This is a genomic window from Micromonospora sp. CNZ296 (genome assembly GCF_007827635.1).
The window spans coordinates 419,953-436,199 of the sequence record NZ_VISW01000001.1; the positions used below are offsets into that span (position 1 = coordinate 419,953).

The 16,247-nt window shown below is 74.6% G+C and carries 18 protein-coding genes; 12 read left to right on the forward strand and 6 right to left on the reverse strand.

Annotated features, from left to right (window positions below; genetic code table 11):
• Positions 1 to 7: 7 nt before the first annotated feature.
• From FB455_RS01910 to FB455_RS01925, 4 genes are all read right to left on the reverse strand, one after another.
• A complete protein-coding gene (locus tag FB455_RS01910) occupies positions 8 to 454 on the reverse strand; it encodes an SCO6045 C-terminal-like domain-containing protein (RefSeq protein WP_013287429.1) in 447 nt (148 codons plus the stop codon).
• On the reverse strand, positions 451 to 1,269 hold the full coding sequence (locus FB455_RS01915) for an MbnB/TglH/ChrH family RiPP precursor modification enzyme (RefSeq protein WP_030274206.1): 819 nt from the start codon (positions 1,267 to 1,269) through the stop codon (positions 451 to 453). The genes FB455_RS01910 and FB455_RS01915 overlap by 4 nt, the downstream gene beginning before the upstream one ends.
• Positions 1,266 to 2,183, reverse strand: a complete 918-nt coding sequence (locus tag FB455_RS01920; RefSeq protein ID WP_030274208.1) for a TIGR04222 domain-containing membrane protein — start codon at positions 2,181 to 2,183, stop codon at positions 1,266 to 1,268. The genes FB455_RS01915 and FB455_RS01920 overlap by 4 nt, the downstream gene beginning before the upstream one ends.
• Before the next feature lie 104 nt (positions 2,184 to 2,287).
• Positions 2,288 to 2,860 carry a TetR/AcrR family transcriptional regulator gene (locus tag FB455_RS01925; protein WP_013287426.1) on the reverse strand — a complete coding sequence of 191 codons (573 nt, stop codon included), beginning with the start codon at positions 2,858 to 2,860 and terminating at the stop codon, positions 2,288 to 2,290.
• Positions 2,861 to 2,963: 103 nt separating this feature from the next.
• Between FB455_RS01925 and FB455_RS01930 the strand changes: the two genes are divergently transcribed.
• The 3 genes from FB455_RS01930 to FB455_RS01940 all read left to right on the forward strand — a co-directional run bounded on the left by FB455_RS01930 (position 2,964) and on the right by FB455_RS01940 (position 5,661).
• On the forward strand, positions 2,964 to 3,809 hold the full coding sequence (locus tag FB455_RS01930) for a carbon-nitrogen hydrolase family protein (RefSeq protein WP_030274210.1): 846 nt from the start codon (positions 2,964 to 2,966) through the stop codon (positions 3,807 to 3,809).
• Positions 3,810 to 3,868: 59 nt separating this feature from the next.
• On the forward strand, positions 3,869 to 4,513 hold the full coding sequence (locus tag FB455_RS01935) for an HAD family hydrolase (RefSeq protein ID WP_013287424.1): 645 nt from the start codon (positions 3,869 to 3,871) through the stop codon (positions 4,511 to 4,513).
• A gap of 218 nt (positions 4,514 to 4,731) precedes the next feature.
• Positions 4,732 to 5,661, forward strand: a complete 930-nt coding sequence (locus FB455_RS01940) for a serine protein kinase RIO (RefSeq protein WP_123111141.1) — start codon at positions 4,732 to 4,734, stop codon at positions 5,659 to 5,661.
• Between the two features lie 51 nt (positions 5,662 to 5,712).
• Here the strand turns inward: FB455_RS01940 and FB455_RS01945 are convergent, their stop codons facing one another.
• Complete coding sequence (locus tag FB455_RS01945; protein WP_013287422.1) at positions 5,713 to 5,961, reverse strand: DUF2630 family protein; 249 nt, start codon at positions 5,959 to 5,961, stop codon at positions 5,713 to 5,715.
• A gap of 311 nt (positions 5,962 to 6,272) precedes the next feature.
• Between FB455_RS01945 and FB455_RS01950 the strand changes: the two genes are divergently transcribed.
• The 8 genes from FB455_RS01950 (at position 6,273) to FB455_RS01985 (ending at position 14,562) form a co-directional block, all read left to right on the forward strand.
• On the forward strand, positions 6,273 to 7,610 hold the full coding sequence (locus tag FB455_RS01950) for a cytochrome P450 (RefSeq protein WP_030274215.1): 1,338 nt from the start codon (positions 6,273 to 6,275) through the stop codon (positions 7,608 to 7,610).
• A complete protein-coding gene (locus FB455_RS01955) occupies positions 7,607 to 8,482 on the forward strand; it encodes a terpene synthase family protein (RefSeq protein ID WP_145751937.1) in 876 nt (291 codons plus the stop codon). Before FB455_RS01950 ends, FB455_RS01955 begins: the two co-directional genes overlap by 4 nt.
• A complete protein-coding gene (locus tag FB455_RS01960) occupies positions 8,479 to 10,038 on the forward strand; it encodes a prenyltransferase/squalene oxidase repeat-containing protein (RefSeq protein WP_145751939.1) in 1,560 nt (519 codons plus the stop codon). The genes FB455_RS01955 and FB455_RS01960 overlap by 4 nt, the downstream gene beginning before the upstream one ends.
• 80 nt (positions 10,039 to 10,118) lie before the next feature.
• Positions 10,119 to 12,587 carry a sensor histidine kinase gene (locus FB455_RS01965; RefSeq protein WP_145751942.1) on the forward strand — a complete coding sequence of 823 codons (2,469 nt, stop codon included), beginning with the start codon at positions 10,119 to 10,121 and terminating at the stop codon, positions 12,585 to 12,587.
• Positions 12,588 to 12,653: 66 nt separating this feature from the next.
• Positions 12,654 to 13,079 (forward strand): roadblock/LC7 domain-containing protein, encoded by a 426-nt coding sequence (locus FB455_RS01970; protein ID WP_013287417.1) that lies wholly within the window; start codon positions 12,654 to 12,656, stop codon positions 13,077 to 13,079.
• Positions 13,076 to 13,465: a DUF742 domain-containing protein gene (locus FB455_RS01975; protein ID WP_013287416.1), complete on the forward strand. Its 390-nt coding sequence runs from the start codon at positions 13,076 to 13,078 to the stop codon at positions 13,463 to 13,465. The genes FB455_RS01970 and FB455_RS01975 overlap by 4 nt, the downstream gene beginning before the upstream one ends.
• On the forward strand, positions 13,446 to 14,054 hold the full coding sequence (locus FB455_RS01980) for a GTP-binding protein (RefSeq protein ID WP_013287415.1): 609 nt from the start codon (positions 13,446 to 13,448) through the stop codon (positions 14,052 to 14,054). The genes FB455_RS01975 and FB455_RS01980 overlap by 20 nt, the downstream gene beginning before the upstream one ends.
• Positions 14,055 to 14,082: 28 nt before the next feature.
• Positions 14,083 to 14,562, forward strand: a complete 480-nt coding sequence (locus tag FB455_RS01985; protein WP_145751945.1) for a GNAT family N-acetyltransferase — start codon at positions 14,083 to 14,085, stop codon at positions 14,560 to 14,562.
• A gap of 8 nt (positions 14,563 to 14,570) precedes the next feature.
• Here the strand turns inward: FB455_RS01985 and FB455_RS01990 are convergent, their stop codons facing one another.
• On the reverse strand, positions 14,571 to 15,419 hold the full coding sequence (locus tag FB455_RS01990) for a LysR family transcriptional regulator (RefSeq protein WP_145751947.1): 849 nt from the start codon (positions 15,417 to 15,419) through the stop codon (positions 14,571 to 14,573).
• Positions 15,420 to 15,514: 95 nt separating this feature from the next.
• Here FB455_RS01990 and FB455_RS01995 point away from each other — a divergent pair, with 95 nt between their 5' ends.
• Positions 15,515 to 16,246 carry an SDR family oxidoreductase gene (locus tag FB455_RS01995; protein ID WP_145751949.1) on the forward strand — a complete coding sequence of 244 codons (732 nt, stop codon included), beginning with the start codon at positions 15,515 to 15,517 and terminating at the stop codon, positions 16,244 to 16,246.
• Position 16,247 lies beyond the last annotated feature (1 nt).

Below are 16,247 nucleotides of genomic sequence, written 5' to 3' on the forward strand. Positions count from 1 at the left end.
GTGCCTGTCAGCGCGGGGCGGGCCGCACCAGGCGTACCCGGCCGGCGACCTGGACCGCGACGGCGCCGCCGACGCGGGCGAGTGCCGGCAGCCGGCGTGGCCGGGGCGGGCGGCGGCCGTCGTAGCGGCTTGCGGCCTCGCGCACGGCCAGCTCCTCCGTGCCCAGCGGCGGCAGCGCGTCCCGGTCGCGCAGGTCGCGGGCCAGGTCCCAGCCGTCGCGCAGCGACCCGTTCGTGGGACGGCCGTCGGCCCACGTGGTGAACGCGGCCGGCCAGTCCGGTCCGAGGCCGGCGGCGACCAGCGGCCAGTGCCGGGCCACGTCCCCGGCCCGCTTGCGCAGCAGCGCCCGGCGGGCCGCCTCGACCGGGGCCGGGGCGAAGCCGGGCGGCAGCGGTCCACCGGCGACGAGCGCGGCGACCAGCTCGGCCTGCCGGGCCGCCAGGTCACCGCTCACGTGACCACCGGGTGGCCGGACGCGGCGGCCAGCGCGTCCAGCTCGCCGCGCAGCTCGGCGGCGGGCGGGTAGTGCCCGTCGCGTTCCAGCAGCAGTGCGGGCGGCCGGCGCCGGGCGCACAGCTCGCGGACCAGGTCCAGCACGGCCTCGGGCACCGGATCGGTGTGCGTGTCGTGGTAGAAGCCGCCGTGCTCGGCGCCGCCCGCGACGTGCACGTAGGCGATGCGTTCCAACGGCAGCCGGTCCAGCAGCGCGGCCGGATCGCCGCCCCGGTTGCGGGCGTTGGCGTGCACGTTCGCGATGTCGAGCAGCAGCAGCGCGTCGGTGGCGTCGAGGATCTCGGTGAGGAAGTCCGCCTCGTCCAGCTCGTCGTCCGGCCAGTCGAACAGCGCCGCGATCGGTTCCAGGGCCAGCGGCACCGGCAGCTCCGCCTGCGTCCGCCGGACGTTCGCCACCACCGCGGCGACCGCCTCGCGGCTGCGCGGCAGCGGCAGCAGGTGACCGGCCTCCAGGCCGCCGGCCCGCACGAACGCGATGTGCTCGCTCACCAGCGGCGCGTCCAGGGCCGCGGCCACCCCGGCCAGGTGCGCCACCCGCGCCGGGTCGACCGGCTCGGCGCCGCCGAGGGACAGCCGCACCCCGTGGGGTACGACGTCGACGCCGCGTCCGCGCAGCTCGGCGAGCCCGTCCGGGAGCGGCCCGGCCGGGGCGACCGCCTCCGCGACCACCTCGACGAAGCGCAGCCCCGGCAGCCCGGCGACGAAACCGGCGATCTCGGGGCGCCAGCCGATGCCGACGCCGGACGGGCCGCTCATCCGCCGCACCCGCCGCCCCCGCCGCAGCCACCACCCCCGCCGCACGAGCTGCCGCCCCCGCAGGAGCCGCCGCCGGCGGTCGCCCCGCCGCCGCACGAGGTGCCGGAGCTGGCGCCACCCGCGTTGCCCATCGCCTGCCGCTGGATCTCGGCCTGCTCCGCGAAGCCCGGATCCATGGTCCAGAGCGTGGCGGTGCCGAACAGCGCCACGCCCAGCGCCACGTCCGTCGCGCCGTACGTGGAGTACGCGGGTCCGGCGGCCGGCCGCAGCCAGGCGTGCCGGCGGCGCATGTCGTTCAGCGCGGCGGTGGCCGCCCGGGTCCGCCAGGGCACGCGGTTGAGCAGCACGAACGCCAGGCCGAGCGGGAACAGGCTGAGCAGCAGCCAGCCGGTGGGCCGGTCGTTGAGCAGCCCGGAGATCGCGCGCACGATGCCGATCGCCAGCAGGGCTCCGACCAGCAGCGCGCCGCGCCGCAGCGTCCGGCGCCGCTCCTGGTCCAGTGCCAGGCCCCGGCGTACCAGGCCGTCGCGCAGGTCGTCGAGCGCGCGCCGGACCCACTCGTCGGCGGCCAGTTCCCGGGTACGCAGACCCCGGCTCGCCGCGTGGTGGACCGCCTGGTCCAGCGGGGTGGCCCCGGCCGGCAGCGGGCCGCCCGTGGTGAGCCGCCGGTCCGGTCGTACGCCGACCGCGCCGGAGTGGCGCAGCCCGCCGAGCGCGGCCCAGACGGCGAGCTGGTCACCACCGTTGAGGTACGCGACCTGCTGCGGACCCAGGTCGCCGTACGCGGTCACCGCCGTGCCCGCCAGCATCCGCCGCCGGTAGACGATCGCGCCGACCACCAGGACGACGGCGAGCAGCAGGTACCAGCGCAGGAAGACGGGGCCGGGGATGCCCCAGGTGTCGGAAGGGGTCATCGTCTGCTCCTGTCGCGCGGAGGGGTCGCGGCTCATTGTGGAGCAGGCGCGCCAGAGTCGATCTCCTGGAGCGGGGTAGTTACCGGACCGAGACCGGCGCCGGTTCAGTGCCGGCGGACGGCCTCCTCGACCAGGTCGAGCACCCGGGCCAGGTCGCCGGCCGGACGGCCCATCGCCAGGTGCAGCACCAGCCCGTCGTAGGCCAGCTCCAGGAACTGGGCCAGCACGTCGATCGGCACGTCGTCGCGGAGCACGCCGGCTTCGCGCTGGCGCAGCAGGCGCTCCCGGGTGGCCCCGGCGATGGCCTCGGAACGCTCCGCCCAGCGCTTGGCGAAGGCGGGGTCGGTGCGCAGCCGGCGGGAGACCTCCAGCTGGCTGCCGAGCCAGCCGGTGGTGTCCGGCGAGACGGCCCGGGCCAGCAGGTCGCGCATGACCTGCACGAGGCCGTTGCGGGCCACCGTCTCCACCATCGCGGCGGCGTCGTCCTCGGCCACGGCGAGGAAGAGGGAGTCCTTGTCCCGGAAGTGGTGGAAGATCGCGCCCCGGGACAGGCCGGTGGCCTCCTCCAGCCGCCGCACGGTGGCGCCCTCGTAGCCGTGCCGGGCGAAACACGCCCGCGCCGCCGCGAGGATCTCCTGCCGGCGCGCGTCGAGCTGGTCCTGACTTACTCTGGGCACGAACGGATCGTCGCAGGTGGAACCGGCCGATGCAAACCGTACGTACGGCTTGAGATGCTCCGACGCTTGATCATCTTCGCCGTCCGGTGGTTACGATCGGCGGGTGACCGCCCCTCCCGCGCGCCCGCTCACCGTCGCCGCCGTCCAGGCCCAGCCGGTCCCCGGCGACGTCGCCGGCAACGCCGGTGCCGCCGCCCGCCTCGTCGCCCGGGCCGAGGGCGCCCGCGTCGTGGTGCTGCCCGAGCTGTTCCTGCCGGCGTACCACCCGCCGACCCTCGGCGCCGATCCGGACGCCACGGACGTGGCTGCCGACGCCGACGGCCGGGTGACCGACGCCCGGCTGGACCCGCTGCGCTCCGCCGCCGCCGACGCGGGCGCGGCAGTGGTGATCGGCGCCGCCGTCCGCCACCCCGACCGGCGGCGCACCATCTCCTCGCTCGTCGTGGACCCGGCCGGCACTGTCACCGCCGCGTACGACAAGCAGCAGCTCTGGAGCGGCGAGCGGGAGCTGTTCGACGCCGGACGCCGGGGCGCCACGATCGAGGTCGACACGTGGCGGCTGGGTCTGGGCGTCTGCTACGACGGCTGTTTCCCGGAGCACGCGCGGGCCGCCGCCGGCGACGGCGCACACGGCTACCTCTGCCCGAGTGGCTACCTGGCCGGCTCGGCGCACCGCCGCGACCTCTACTACGCCGCCCGGGCGCTGGACAACACGATGTACGTGGTGTTCGCCAACTCGGTCGGCGGCACCGATCCGTGGCGGTTCAACGGCGGCGCGGCGGTGTACGACCCGGAGGGCCGGCCGCTGGCCCGGGGCGCCGACACCGGCGAGGACGTGCTGGTGGCCACGCTCGACCCGGACGCGCTGGCCGCCACCCGCGCGGCGCACACGATGCTGCTGGACCGCCCGCTCGACGCCGGGGCGGATCGCGCCGTCCTCGTCGCCTGATCGCCGTGGCGGGGCCCTCGGCCCTGTCGGTGCTCCAGCCGTTCCCGTAGGGTGCCCAGGTGCCGTTGCTCCTGCTCGATCTGGACAACACCCTGCTGGACCGCGACGGGCCGTTCCGCGCCTGGGGAGAACGCTTCCTGGACGGCATCGGCGCGCCCCGGGCCGACCTCGACTGGCTGGTGTCCGTGGACGCGGACGGGCTGACCAACAGGTGGGACGTGGCGGATGCGATCCGCGACCGGTACGCGCTGCGCATCCCCTCGATCGACCTGGTCGACGAGCTGCACGACGGCGTGGTGGCCCACATGCGGCTCGATCCGCTGGTGGCCTGCGCGCTGCGGATCGCGGCCGACGCCGGCTGGGTGCCGGTGGTGGTCACCAACGGCGCGTCCCGTCAACAGGACGCCAAGATCCGCAAGACCGGCCTGGACCGGTACGTCGCCGACTGGGTGATCTCCGAGGAGGCGGGCGTCAGCAAGCCGAACCCGAGGATCTTCGCGCTCGCCGCCCAGCGGGCCCGGATGCCGCTGCGCGGCGCGTGGGTGGTCGGCGACAGCCCGGAGGCGGACATCGGCGGCGCGACGGCGGTGGGCCTGCCCAGCGTCTGGCTGCACCGGGGACGCCGCTGGTCCGACCCGAGGTTCGCGCCCACCCGGATCGAGGACGGGCTGATCGCGGCCGTCGCGGCCGTCCTGGCCGGCTGACCGCGCGCGACGAGGCGCAGCGACGAGGCGCGGCGACACGGCGGCCCGGGCGGCGGCGCGGAAAATCCGTTGACCTGCCCCGGGCGGGGTACGAGCATGGTGCCGCGCGAGTGCGCAGCCGGGGTGTGCCCGGTCGAGGAGAGGGGGTCGGTCATGGCCGTTTTCGCAGGGTCGTACCACCTGCCTCCACCAGCCTCGATCGAAGGACAGATCCACCCGTGCGCGATCACGACATCCCGGCGCCGCAGCGCCGTGGCCGCGGCAAGAGCCGCTTCGACGACGACGAACCCGACTTCCTGAAGCGGGGGCGGCACACCCCGCCGACCCTCACCGACCCGGACGCCGAGCCCGAGGCGGAGGACGCCTGGTCCTCCTGGGACCAGGCCGTCCACGGCCCCGAGCCGCACCCGGAGTGGCTGGTCACCGAACTGGCCGCCCGGGACACCGAGCTCGGGGTGCTCAAGACCGGCAAGGAGGCGGACGTCCACCTGGTCCGCCGCGCCGTGCCGGGCACCGACCGCGCGTGCCTGCTGGCGGTCAAGCGGTACCGCGACGCCCAGCACCGGCTGTTCCACCGGGACGCCGGTTATCTGGAGGGCCGCCGGGTACGCCGGTCCCGTGAGATGCGGGCGATGACCGGCCGTACCGCGTTCGGCCGGCAGATGATCGCCGGGCAGTGGGCGGCGGCCGAGTTCGCCGCGTTGTCCCAGCTCTGGGAGATCGGGGCCGCCTCCGGGCGGATCGCCGTGCCCTACCCGGTGCAGCTGCTCGGCACCGAGCTGATGCTGGAGTTCGTCGGCGACGCCGAGGCGGGGGAGGCCGCGCCGCGGCTGGCCCAGGTCCGGCCCGACGACGACGAGCTGCGCGACCTGTGGGACCAGCTCGTGGAGGCGCTGACTGTGCTCGCCCGGGCCGGGTACGCACACGGCGACCTGTCGCCGTACAACCTGCTGGTGCACGCGGGCCGGCTGGTGATGATCGACCTGCCGCAGGTGGTCGACGTGGTGGCCAACCCGCAGGGGGCCGAATTCCTGGCCCGCGACGTGCGGGTGGTGGCCGCCTGGTTCACCGCCCGCGGGATGCCCGCGACGGTGACCGACCCGATGGCGCTGACCGAGGCGCTGCTGCGGGAGGCGGGCATCCGCTGACCCGGCGGGCGTCCCGGGCGGGAGACCGCCCGGGACGCCCGCCGGTCCGGGTCACTGGAGGTAGCGCTCGACCTCCGGCACCGGGCGCTCGCCCTGGGCGTCCGGGTCGCCGTGCGCCTGGCGGGCGGCCCGCCGGCGGCGCAGCAGGTCCCAGCACTGGTCCAGGGACTCCTCCAGCGCGCGCAGCCGCTCCCGCGCCTCGTCGTCGGTGCCGGCCTCGTGCTGCTGCGCGTCGGCACGCAGCCGGTGCTCCTCGTCGACGAGTTCCGAGATCCGGCTGAGGATGGTCTTGTCGTCCATGCCCGAAGCTTGGCACAGCGGACGGGCCCGCGCCCGCGTTCTGCCGCCGTCCGCCGGAGGTGAGCGTTGCTCGCTCTCCGCAACGGCCACTGTGTACGCGAGTGACGCATATCCCACCGGCTCCATTCTCGACAAAGAGATTGTTGCTACGTGAAATATCCTCCGACCTGCCTTTTGATCTGCGGCTCAGGATGGCATGCTCGCGAGCAACGTCACGGGTCGATACGGAGTCGCGACCCTGAGTCAACCGAGGGAGCGTTCAGGTGCCCGAACCGACGGACACACCGAGGCCCACCGGCCGACCCCGAACCGTGCCGCTGCGGCAGATCCTGCCGGCGGTGCTCCGCGACCCCGCCCGGGCCCTCATCGACATCGGTAACCGTACCGAAGGCGACCTGGTCCGGCTCAACCTCGGCTCGTTCCGCCCCTACCTGGTCACCCACCCCAAGCACGTGCAGCACGTCCTGCGCGACCGGGCGGACAACTACGAACGGGCCGGTGACGGACTGTTCTGGCGCCCGGTCAAGCGGCTGTTCGGCGAGGGGATCCTCGGCGAGGGGCAGATCTGGTCGGCCAGCCGCCGGATGCTCCAGCCGATGTTCACCGCCAAGCGGGTCGAGGCGCTGGTCGACGGGATGGCCGACGCGATCCGCGACGCGGTGGAGGAGCTGGACGAGCCGGCCCGCGCCGGGCAGCCGGTCGACATCGGCGTGGAGCAGGCGCGGATCGTCAGCCGGGCGATCATGAAGGTGCTCTTCGCCGACCGGATCTCGGTGCCGGACGCGATGCGCGTGATCGAGGCGCAGGACCGGATCGCCACCGCCGTCATCCCCCGGATCATCGTGCCGTTCGCGCCTCTGTCCCTGCCGATGCCGGGGGACCGCACGTTCGCCCGCGCCGTCCGCATCGTCGACGACGTGCTGGTGCCGATCGTCCGCGAGACACGCGAGTCCGCCGACCAGGGCGACGACGTCATCTCGACGCTCTGGCAGGCCCGCACCGACGACGGGCGGCAGCTCGACGAGCGGCAGGTCCGCAACGACACAGTGGCGATGTTCGCCGCCACCACGGAGACCACCATCAACGTGCTGACCTGGGCCTGGCCGCACCTGGACCAGCACCCCGAGGTGGCCGAGCGGCTCTACGCCGAGATCGACGAGGTGGTCGGCGGCGAGCCGGTACGCCGCGAGCACCTGAGCCGCCTCACGTACACCCGGATGGTGCTCGACGAGTTGCTGCGGCTCTACCCGATCGGGTGGATCATCCCGCGCCGCGCGGTCGCCGAGGACGTCATCGACGGCGTGCCGATCGAGCCCGGCGCCACGATGGCCGTCAGCCCGCTGATCACCCAGCGGATGCGGCAGTTCTGGGACCGTCCGGACGAGTTCGACCCGGAACGGTTCCGCCCCGAGCGGGTCCGGGCCCGGCACCGGTACGCCCACTTCCCGTTCGGCGGCGGCCCGCACCAGTGCCTCGGCATGTACCTGTTCTACCTGGAGGCCCAGCTCATCCTCGCCACCATGCTCAGCCGCTACCGGTTCCGGCTGCACCGCCCCGGCGTACCCGGACTGCGGCTGGCCGCGGCCCTGCGGCCGCGCGAACGCGTCGAGCTGACGCTCGTCGCCGCCGGGCGGACGGAGCCGGCATGACCGACGGGCCGACACCCGATCCGCTTGCGGTCGCCGCGGAGCAGGGCCGGGTCTGCGCGCTCGCCGCGCAGGGCCAGCGCGGCCTGCGCAGGGCCGCCGCCGCGCACCCCGAGCTGTTCCCCGGCGACCCGTTCGACGCGACGCTGTTCAGCAGCATCGCGCAGGCGATGGCGTTCAGCGCCCCCTGGCACACCGCCGCCGAACTCGCGGTGACCAACCGCGCGGTCCTCTGGGGCTTCGCCGTCGACTGGCTGGTCGACCACCAGGCCACCAGCCGGGCCGAGGTCGACCGGATCACCGGCGTCTGCCTGGACGTGCTCGACGGCGCCGCCTCGGGCGACCCGCTGGGCCGGTTCCTCGCCGAGTTGCGGGACGACGTCGCCGCCGCGCCCGCCTATCCGGCGCTGCGCGGCCACTGGCGGGACACAATGGCACGCACGCTCGACGCGATGGCCCGCGAGTGGGACTGGCGGCGCACCGGCCGCCCCACCCTCGACGACTATCTGGCCAACGCCGACAACCTCGCCGCCACAGTGGTGAACGTGGCGCACTGGATCCACACCGGATCGGTGTCCGACGCCGGCACGCTGGAGCGGCTGATCCAGGTCGGCGACGAGGTCCAGCGGGCCCTGCGCCTGGTCAACGACCTCGGCACCCACCGCCGCGACGCCGAGTCCGGCGACCTCAACGCGCTGCTGCTGGTCGACGACCCGGCCGAGGTCGAGCGGCGCTTCGCCGAGCAGGTCGACCACTGCCGCGTCCTGCTGGCGAAGCTGGCCGGCGAGGTGCCGCGGGAGGCCGACTTCCTGTCCCGGCAGCTCGGCTTCACCACCGGCTTCTACCGGAACACCGACTTCTGGGGCGTGCGGTGACGCTCACCGCCGGATCGGTGCCCGCCACCCGGTCCGGGACCACGCACGACCTGATCACGGCGCTCGGCGGTGAACCGGAGGGGCAGACGTCGCCGTCGGTCTACGAGACCGGACGGCTGGTCGCGCTCGCGCCCTGGCTCGACGGCCACGACCGGCGCGTGGCCTGGCTGCTGGACCGGCAGCGTCCGGACGGCGGCTGGGGCGGTGCCGGCGGGTACGCGCTGGTGCCGACGCTGAGCGCGATCGAGGCGCTGCTGACCGTGCTGCACCGCGACGGCCCGGCCGCCGCGCCCGCCGCCGCCGCGCACCGAGGGCTGGCGTACCTGACCGGCGCGCTGCGCGCCGGCGCCCCGCCGGACCTGCCGGCCACCGACCTGATCGTGCCGGCGCTGCTGACCGCTGTGGACCGGCATCTCGACGGGCCGGCCGGTCCGCCACCCGGGCTGGCCGAGTGGGCCGGCCGGCCCCGTCTGCCGCTGCCGGCCGGTCTCGACGCGGCCCGGCTGACCCGGGTACGCGGACTGCTCGCCACCGGGAGGCCGGTACCGGAGAAGCTGGCGCACGCGCTGGAGGTGGCGGGCGAGCTGGCGTACCGCGCGCCCGGGGTGCGTCCCTCGGCCAGCGGCGCGGTCGGCGCCTCACCCGCCGCGACCGCCGCCTGGCTGGGCGGTCCGGAGCCCGGACCGGCACTGGACTACCTGAACGCTGTCGCCCGGCCCGGCCCGGTGCCCTGCGCCAGCCCGATCACCGTCTTCGAACGGGCCTGGGTGCTCGGCATCCTGGTTCGGGCCGGCGTGCCGGTCGGCGCGCCCGAGCCGGTGCTGACCGAGCTGCGCGCCGCTGTCGGACCGGCCGGTGCGGCCACCGCGCCCGGCCTGCCCGCCGACGCCGACACCACGGCGGTCACGCTCTACGCGCTGGCCCGGCTGGGCCGTGCGCCTGGCGTCGCGCCGCTGGCCGGGTTCGACACCGGACGGCACTTCTGCACCTGGCCGGGGGAGGACGGGGCGTCGCTGACCACGAACGCGCACGTGCTCGACGCGCTCGGCGAGCAACCGAGCGCGCCCGGCGTCACCGGCGCCCGCCGCCGGGTCACCGAGTGGCTGCTGGACCGGCAGGAGCCGGACGGGCGGTGGGAGGACCGCTGGCACGCCTCGCCGTACTACGCCACCTACGGGGTGCTGCTGGCGCTCGCCGACCACGCGCCGGACGGCGCGGCGCGCGTCGCGGTCGAGCGGGGGGTGGCCTGGCTGCTGGACACGCAGCGCCCGGACGGCTCCTGGGGACGGTGGGACGGCACCGCCGAGGAGACCGCGTACGCGGTGCTCGCCCTGGCCGACGCGGGCCGGTCCGGCGACTCCCGGATCACGTCGGCGCTGGCGCGGGGGCGCCGTCGACTGTCCGAGCTGGACGGATGCGACGGTGAACCGGCACTATGGCACGACAAGGACCTCTACCGCCCGACGCGGATCGTGCGCGCCGCGGTGCTGGCGGCCTCCGGCCGTGCCGGGGCGACCCGGACCGGGGCCGCACCTACCATGATCAGGATCGCTTGAATGAGGTTCCCGACGGCTGCTAGCGTGCGCCGGAGTCGATCGGATTTCGGACCGACCGAAGACCGGGCCAGGACGGTGTGATGGGTTCCCGCAGTACGAATCTCCGTACGAAGATCATCGCGCTGCTGGCGTCGCTGACCGCGCTCTGGGCGTTCGCCGCGTGGGTGACCGTACGGGACGGATTCAACCTGCTCGGCGTGCAGACGCTCAACGCGCGCGTCTTCGAGCCGAGCGACCCGCTGCTGCAGGAGTTGCAGGCCGAGCGCCGGCTGTCGCTGCGCTACCTCGGCGAGTCCGACCCGGGCCGGCTGCAGGAGCTGGAGGCCCAGCGCGCCCGTACCGACGAGACCGCCGGCGCGCTGTGGCGCTCGGTGCGGGACTGGCGCACCGAGATCCCGGCCAGCGAAGAACTGATGAGCCGGCTCGACGAGCTGAAGACCGAGCTGGACCAGCTCGGCCAGGTACGCGCCGACGTCAGCCGCAAGACCATCGACCGGACCACCACGCTCATCGCGTACGACGAGGCGGTCGACGGGATCTTCGCGGTGTTCGACGCCCTCGGCGGCCTCGACGACGACGAGATCGCCGAGGACACCGCCGCGCTCATCGACCTCAACCGGTCCCGGGAGCTGCTGTCCCAACAGGACGCGCTGATCACCGGCGCGATCGCGGCCAACCGGATCACCGTCGGCGAGCAGACCGCGTTCGCCCGCCTGGTCGGCGCGCAGTGGTTCCTCGCCGACCGCACCTCCCGGGAACTCGCCCCGAGCGACCGCGCCCGCTTCGAACGGATGGTCGAGGGCGACGCGTTCCAGCAGCTCCGCACGCTCCAGGACCAGGTGCTCGCGGCCAAGGGCGCCGAGGTGCGCCCGCCGGTGAGCGCTGCGGCGTGGCAGGCCGCCGCCGAGAAGGCGATGGCCGACCTGCGGGAGGTGATCCTCGCCGGCGGTGAGGACATCGTGTCCCGGGCCATGCCGGTCGCGATCGGCGTCATCGTGCGGCTGGTGCTCGCCGCCGGTCTCGGCCTGATCGCCGTCATCGCGTCCGTGGTCGTCTCGATCACCACGGCACGGGCGCTCGTCCGCCAGCTCGAACGGCTGCGCGAGGCCGCCTTCAAGCTGGCGCACGAACGCCTGCCGAGCGTGGTGGAACGACTGGGCCGCGGCGAGGAGGTGGACGTCGCCCGCGAGGCGCCGCCGTTGCAGTTCGGCGACGACGAGATCGGCCAGGTGGGCAAGGCGTTCAACGTCGTCCAGGAGACCGCCGTCCGCACCGCCGTCGAGCAGGCCGAGCTGCGCCGCAGCGTACGCGACGTGTTCCTCAGCCTGGCCCGGCGCACCCAGGCGCTCGTGCACCGGCAGCTCACGCTGCTGGACGCGATGGAACGGCGGGAACACGACGCCGAGGAGCTGGAGGACCTGTTCCGGGTCGACCACCTGGCGACCCGGATGCGGCGCAACGCGGAGAACCTGATCGTGCTCTCCGGCTCGACTCCGGGCCGGGCCTGGCGGCGCAACGTCCCCATGGTCGACGTGGTCCGCGGCGCCGTCGCCGAGGTCGAGGACTACACGCGGGTCACCGTGCGCCCGCTGGGCGAGGTGGCGCTCACCGGCCGCGCCGTCGGTGACGTCATCCACCTGCTGGCCGAGCTGATCGAGAACGGACTCTCCTTCTCGCCGCCGCAGACCACCGTGGAGGTCCGCGGCCAGCTCGTGGCCAACGGCTTCGCCATCGAGATCGAGGACCGCGGCCTCGGCATGAGCGCCGACGAGCTGGCCGCCGCCAACGCGCGCATCGTCGACCGGTCCGAGCTGAACCTGGCCGACGCCGCGCGGCTCGGCCTGTTCGTGGTCAGCCGGCTCACCGAGCGGCACGGCGTCAAGGTGCAGCTCAAGGAGTCCGCGTACGGCGGGACGACGGCGGTGGTGCTGATCCCGCGTGAACTGATCACCGCCGACGGCGCCGACGCGGCCGACGCCCTGCCCGCCCCCGGGACGGCCCTGCCGGCGGCGCCCGCACCGGATCCGGCGCGGAGCACGCGCGACGGCGACGGGCCGGCGACCCCGTCCGGCCCGGACGGCGACACCGAACCGGACCAGCCGGCCGAGCCCGCCCCGCAGGCGCCGGAGCCGGTGGCGCGGGCACCCCGGCTGACCCCCTCCGGGCTGCCCGCGCGTACCCGCAAGCGGCAGCCCGGGGTGGTGGGGCCCACCACGGAGCTGGCGGTGGTGGAGCGGCGGCCCGCCGCCACGACCGACGAGCCTGACGCGTCGCCGGCGACGGAGCCGGAGACCGCGCCGGTCACCGACGCGGGACTGCCGGTCCGGGTACGCCAGGCCAGCCTCGCGCCGGAGCTGCGGCACGACCAGACCGAGGCGGAGGACGACGCCGCCGACGACGACACGGCGCGTGCACCGGAGCAGGTGCGCCGGATGATGAGCTCCTACCAGAGCGGTACCCGACGCGGCCGTACCGATGCCGCGCGATTGCTCGGTGGAGCCCAGGGGGCCGGCGGCGGGCCGGCCGACGCGGACGAGCAGGTTACCTGACCGGGACGTCGACGCGACGGAAACCGGAAGTTGACGGCACACAAGCCGGGAAGATGAGGACGACGAGTGGCGCAGAAGACGGCTTCGAGCGCGGATCTGACGTGGCTGCTGGATGACCTGGTCGGCCGGGTCAAGCAGGCGGAGCACGCCGTGGCGCTCTCCACCGACGGACTGTTGATGGCCTCGTCCCGCGGATTGAGCCGGGACGACGGCGAGCACCTGGCGGCCATGGCGGCCGGCATCCAGAGCCTGGCCCGCGGCGCGGGCAAGCGGTTCGGTGGCGGGCACGTACAGCAGACCATCATCGAGATGCAGTCCTCCTTCCTGTTCGTCACCGCGGCCGGGCGCAACGCCTGCCTGGCGGTGCTGGCCTCGGAGGACGCGGACGTCGGCCTGATCGCGTACGAGATGGCCATGCTCGTCACCCGGGTCGGCCGGTTCGTCGCGTCACCGACCCGGGAACAGCCCCTCGGCGAGAACGCGGCACGATGACCGGCCGGGGGGACTCCGCGGAGCAGGAGTGGGTGGACGACCACGCCGGCCCGGTGGTGCGCCCGTACGCGGTGACCGGAGGCCGGGCCCGCCCGGTGACCGGCACGTTCGACCTGATCTCGCTGGTCACCTCGACCCGCACGGATGTCGGGTCGGAGTCCGGGCTGGGCCCGGAGCACGTGGCGATCGTCGGCCTCTGCCAGCGGATCCTCTCCGTGGCCGAGATCGCCGCCCATCTCGACCTGCCGGTGGGCACGGTCCGGGTCCTCCTCGGAGACCTGGCCGCCCGCAGCCTGGTACAGGTACGCGAGCCGCGCGCGACCACCGCCGGCCTTCCCGACGAGCACGTTTTCGAGGCGGTAATCAATGGACTACGGGCGCTCTGAGCGGCCGGCGGGCGCCGCGCCGCTGCCCACCGCGATCAAGATCCTGATCGCGGGCGGGTTCGGCGTCGGCAAGACCACGATGGTCGGCGCGGTCAGCGAGACCCGGCCCCTGCGGACCGAGGAGGTGCTGACCGAGACCGGGATCGGCATCGACGACCTGTCCGGCATCGAGGAGAAGTCGACCACCACCGTGGCGATGGACTTCGGCCGCATCACCATCAGCGACGACCTGGTGCTCTACCTGTTCGGCACGCCCGGGCAGGACCGGTTCTGGTTCGTCTGGGACGAGCTGGCACTCGGCGCGCTCGGTGCGGTGGTGCTCGCCGACACCCGCCGGCTGGCCGACTGCTTCCCGTCGATCGACTACTTCGAGGGACGCGGTACGCCCTTCGTGGTGGCGGTGAACTGCTTCGAGGGCGCCAAGACGTTCCGTCTCGACGAGGTGCAGGCCGCGCTCGACCTGGACCCGGGCGTACCGGTGGTGCTGTGCGACGCGCGCAAGCGGGAGTCGGCCAAGGAGGTGCTGATCACGCTGCTGGAGCACGCCATGAAGCTGCGGGAGGCGCGCCGCCGCGCCGCCGAGGACTGAAGGGTCACACATCGACGGGGGAGTGGCGATGACCGAGGTGAGCGTCCGGGCGATGACCCCGGACGAGTTCGACAGCTGGCAGGACGAACTCGCCGCCGGCTACGCGCGGGAGCACGTGGCCGCCGGCAACTGGACTCCGGAGGAGGCGCTCGACCGGGCCCGGCGGGAAAGCGCGGCCTTCCTGCCGCAGGGCATGGCCACGCCCGGCATGCTGTTCCTGCTCGGCGTGCTGGCCGACGGCTCGCCGGTGGGACGCCTGTGGATCGGCCTCACCCACCCGCGTGGGCTCGCCGGCTGCGCGTTCCTCTACGACATCGAGGTCGCCGCCGGGCACCGGGGCCGGGGCCTCGGGCGGGCGCTGCTCGCGGCCGGGGAGCGGGCGGCCCGGGAGCGGGGCGCGCAGGCGCTGGAGCTGAACGTCTTCGGCGCCAACGAGACGGCACGCAAGCTGTACGAGACGTCCGGCTACCGGGTGGTCACCCAGCAGATGCGCAAGGACCTGTCGTAGGGCGGTCCCTACAGGCGGGTGGCGGTCCGGATCAGGGCGGCGAGGGACCGGGACCGGCTGTGCGGCGGCCACGCGATGACAGTGGTCACCGCCGGAGCGTCCGGCACCGGCACGGCGGTCAGGTCGGCGAGCAGCAGCGTCCGGACTGACTCCGGCAGCACCACAACGGTACGGCCGAGCGCGATGAGCTGGAACAACTGGGCGTGGTCCCGGACCTCGGGGCCCGGGCCGTCCGGATACGACCCGTCGGCCCGGGGCCAGCGCGGCATCGGCAGGCCGGGCAGCGTCTCCACCTCGGCCATGAGGAGGTGCGGCCGCCGGGCCAGCGGATGTCCGGCCGGCAGGACCGCCACCTGCTGCTCGGTGACGAGTTCCTCGGTGTCCAGCCCGGTGGTCGAGTCGAACGGCAGGTGCAGCAGCGCCACGTCGGCCCGCCCGTCGCGCAGCAGCCGTTCCTGTTCACCGATGCCGCACAGCAGCACCTCGACGGGGACCGCGTCCGGCTCGGCCGCGTACGCGTCGAGCAGTTTCGGCAGCAGCTCGCTCGACGCGCCCGCCTTCGTCGCCAGCACCAGCCCGGGGCCGCCGTTCACGGCCTGACCGGCGCGGCGGGTACGGCGGTCGGCGGCGTCCACGGCGTCCAGGGCGGCCCGGCCCTCCCGGAGCAGCACCGCACCGGCGGCGGTGAGCGCGACGCTGCGGCTGTCCCGTTCCAGCAGCGTCACGCCGAGGCGCCGTTCGAGTTGCCGGATCGCGCGCGACAGCGGCGGCTGGGCGATGCCCAGGCGGCGCGCGGCGCGGCCGAAGTGCAGTTCCTCGGCGACCGCGACGAAGTAGCGAAGCTCCCGCGTCTCCATCCCGCCACCGTACCGCCGGATCGATACCCGCCGGGTATCGGCCGCTACCGAGGTGGTGTTGGAGGCCCGCGCGCCCCGCGGACAGGATCGAGAGCATGAGCGAACGGACGATCGCGCTGGTGACGGGCGCGAACAAGGGCATCGGGTACGAGATCGCGGCGGGCCTGGGCGCGCTGGGCTGGCGGGTGGGCGTCGGCGCCCGGGACGAGCAACGGCTCGCCGAGGCGGTCGCGAAGCTGCGCGCGGGCGGCGTGGACGCGTTCGGCGTACCGCTGGACGTGACCGACGACGCGAGCGTGGCCGCCGCCGCCCGGCTGCTGGAGACGGAGGCCGGCGGGCTGGACGTGCTCGTCAACAACGCGGGCGTGACGGGTGGCGCGCCCCAGCACCCGGGTGACGTCGACCTCGCGACCATCCGGACCGCGGTCGAGGTGAACGTGATCGGGGTGGTCCGGGTGACCGAGGCGATGCTGCCGTTGCTGCGCCGCTCGGCCTCGCCGCGGATCGTCAACATGTCCAGCGGCGTCGGCTCGCTGACCCGGCAGAGCGCCTCGGAGGGCGAACATCAGACCGGCCCGCTGTCGGTGGCGTACTCGCCGTCGAAGAGCATGCTCAACGCGGTGACCATCCAGTACGCGCGGGCGCTCGCCGGCACGGGCATCCTGATCAACGCCGCCTGCCCGGGTTTCACCGCGACCGACCTCAACAGCTTCCGGGGCGTGCGGACCCCACAGCAGGGCGCGGCGATCGGAATCCGGCTGGCGACGCTGCCGGACGACGGGCCGACCGGCGGCTACTTCGAGGACGCGGGCACGATCCCGTGGTGAG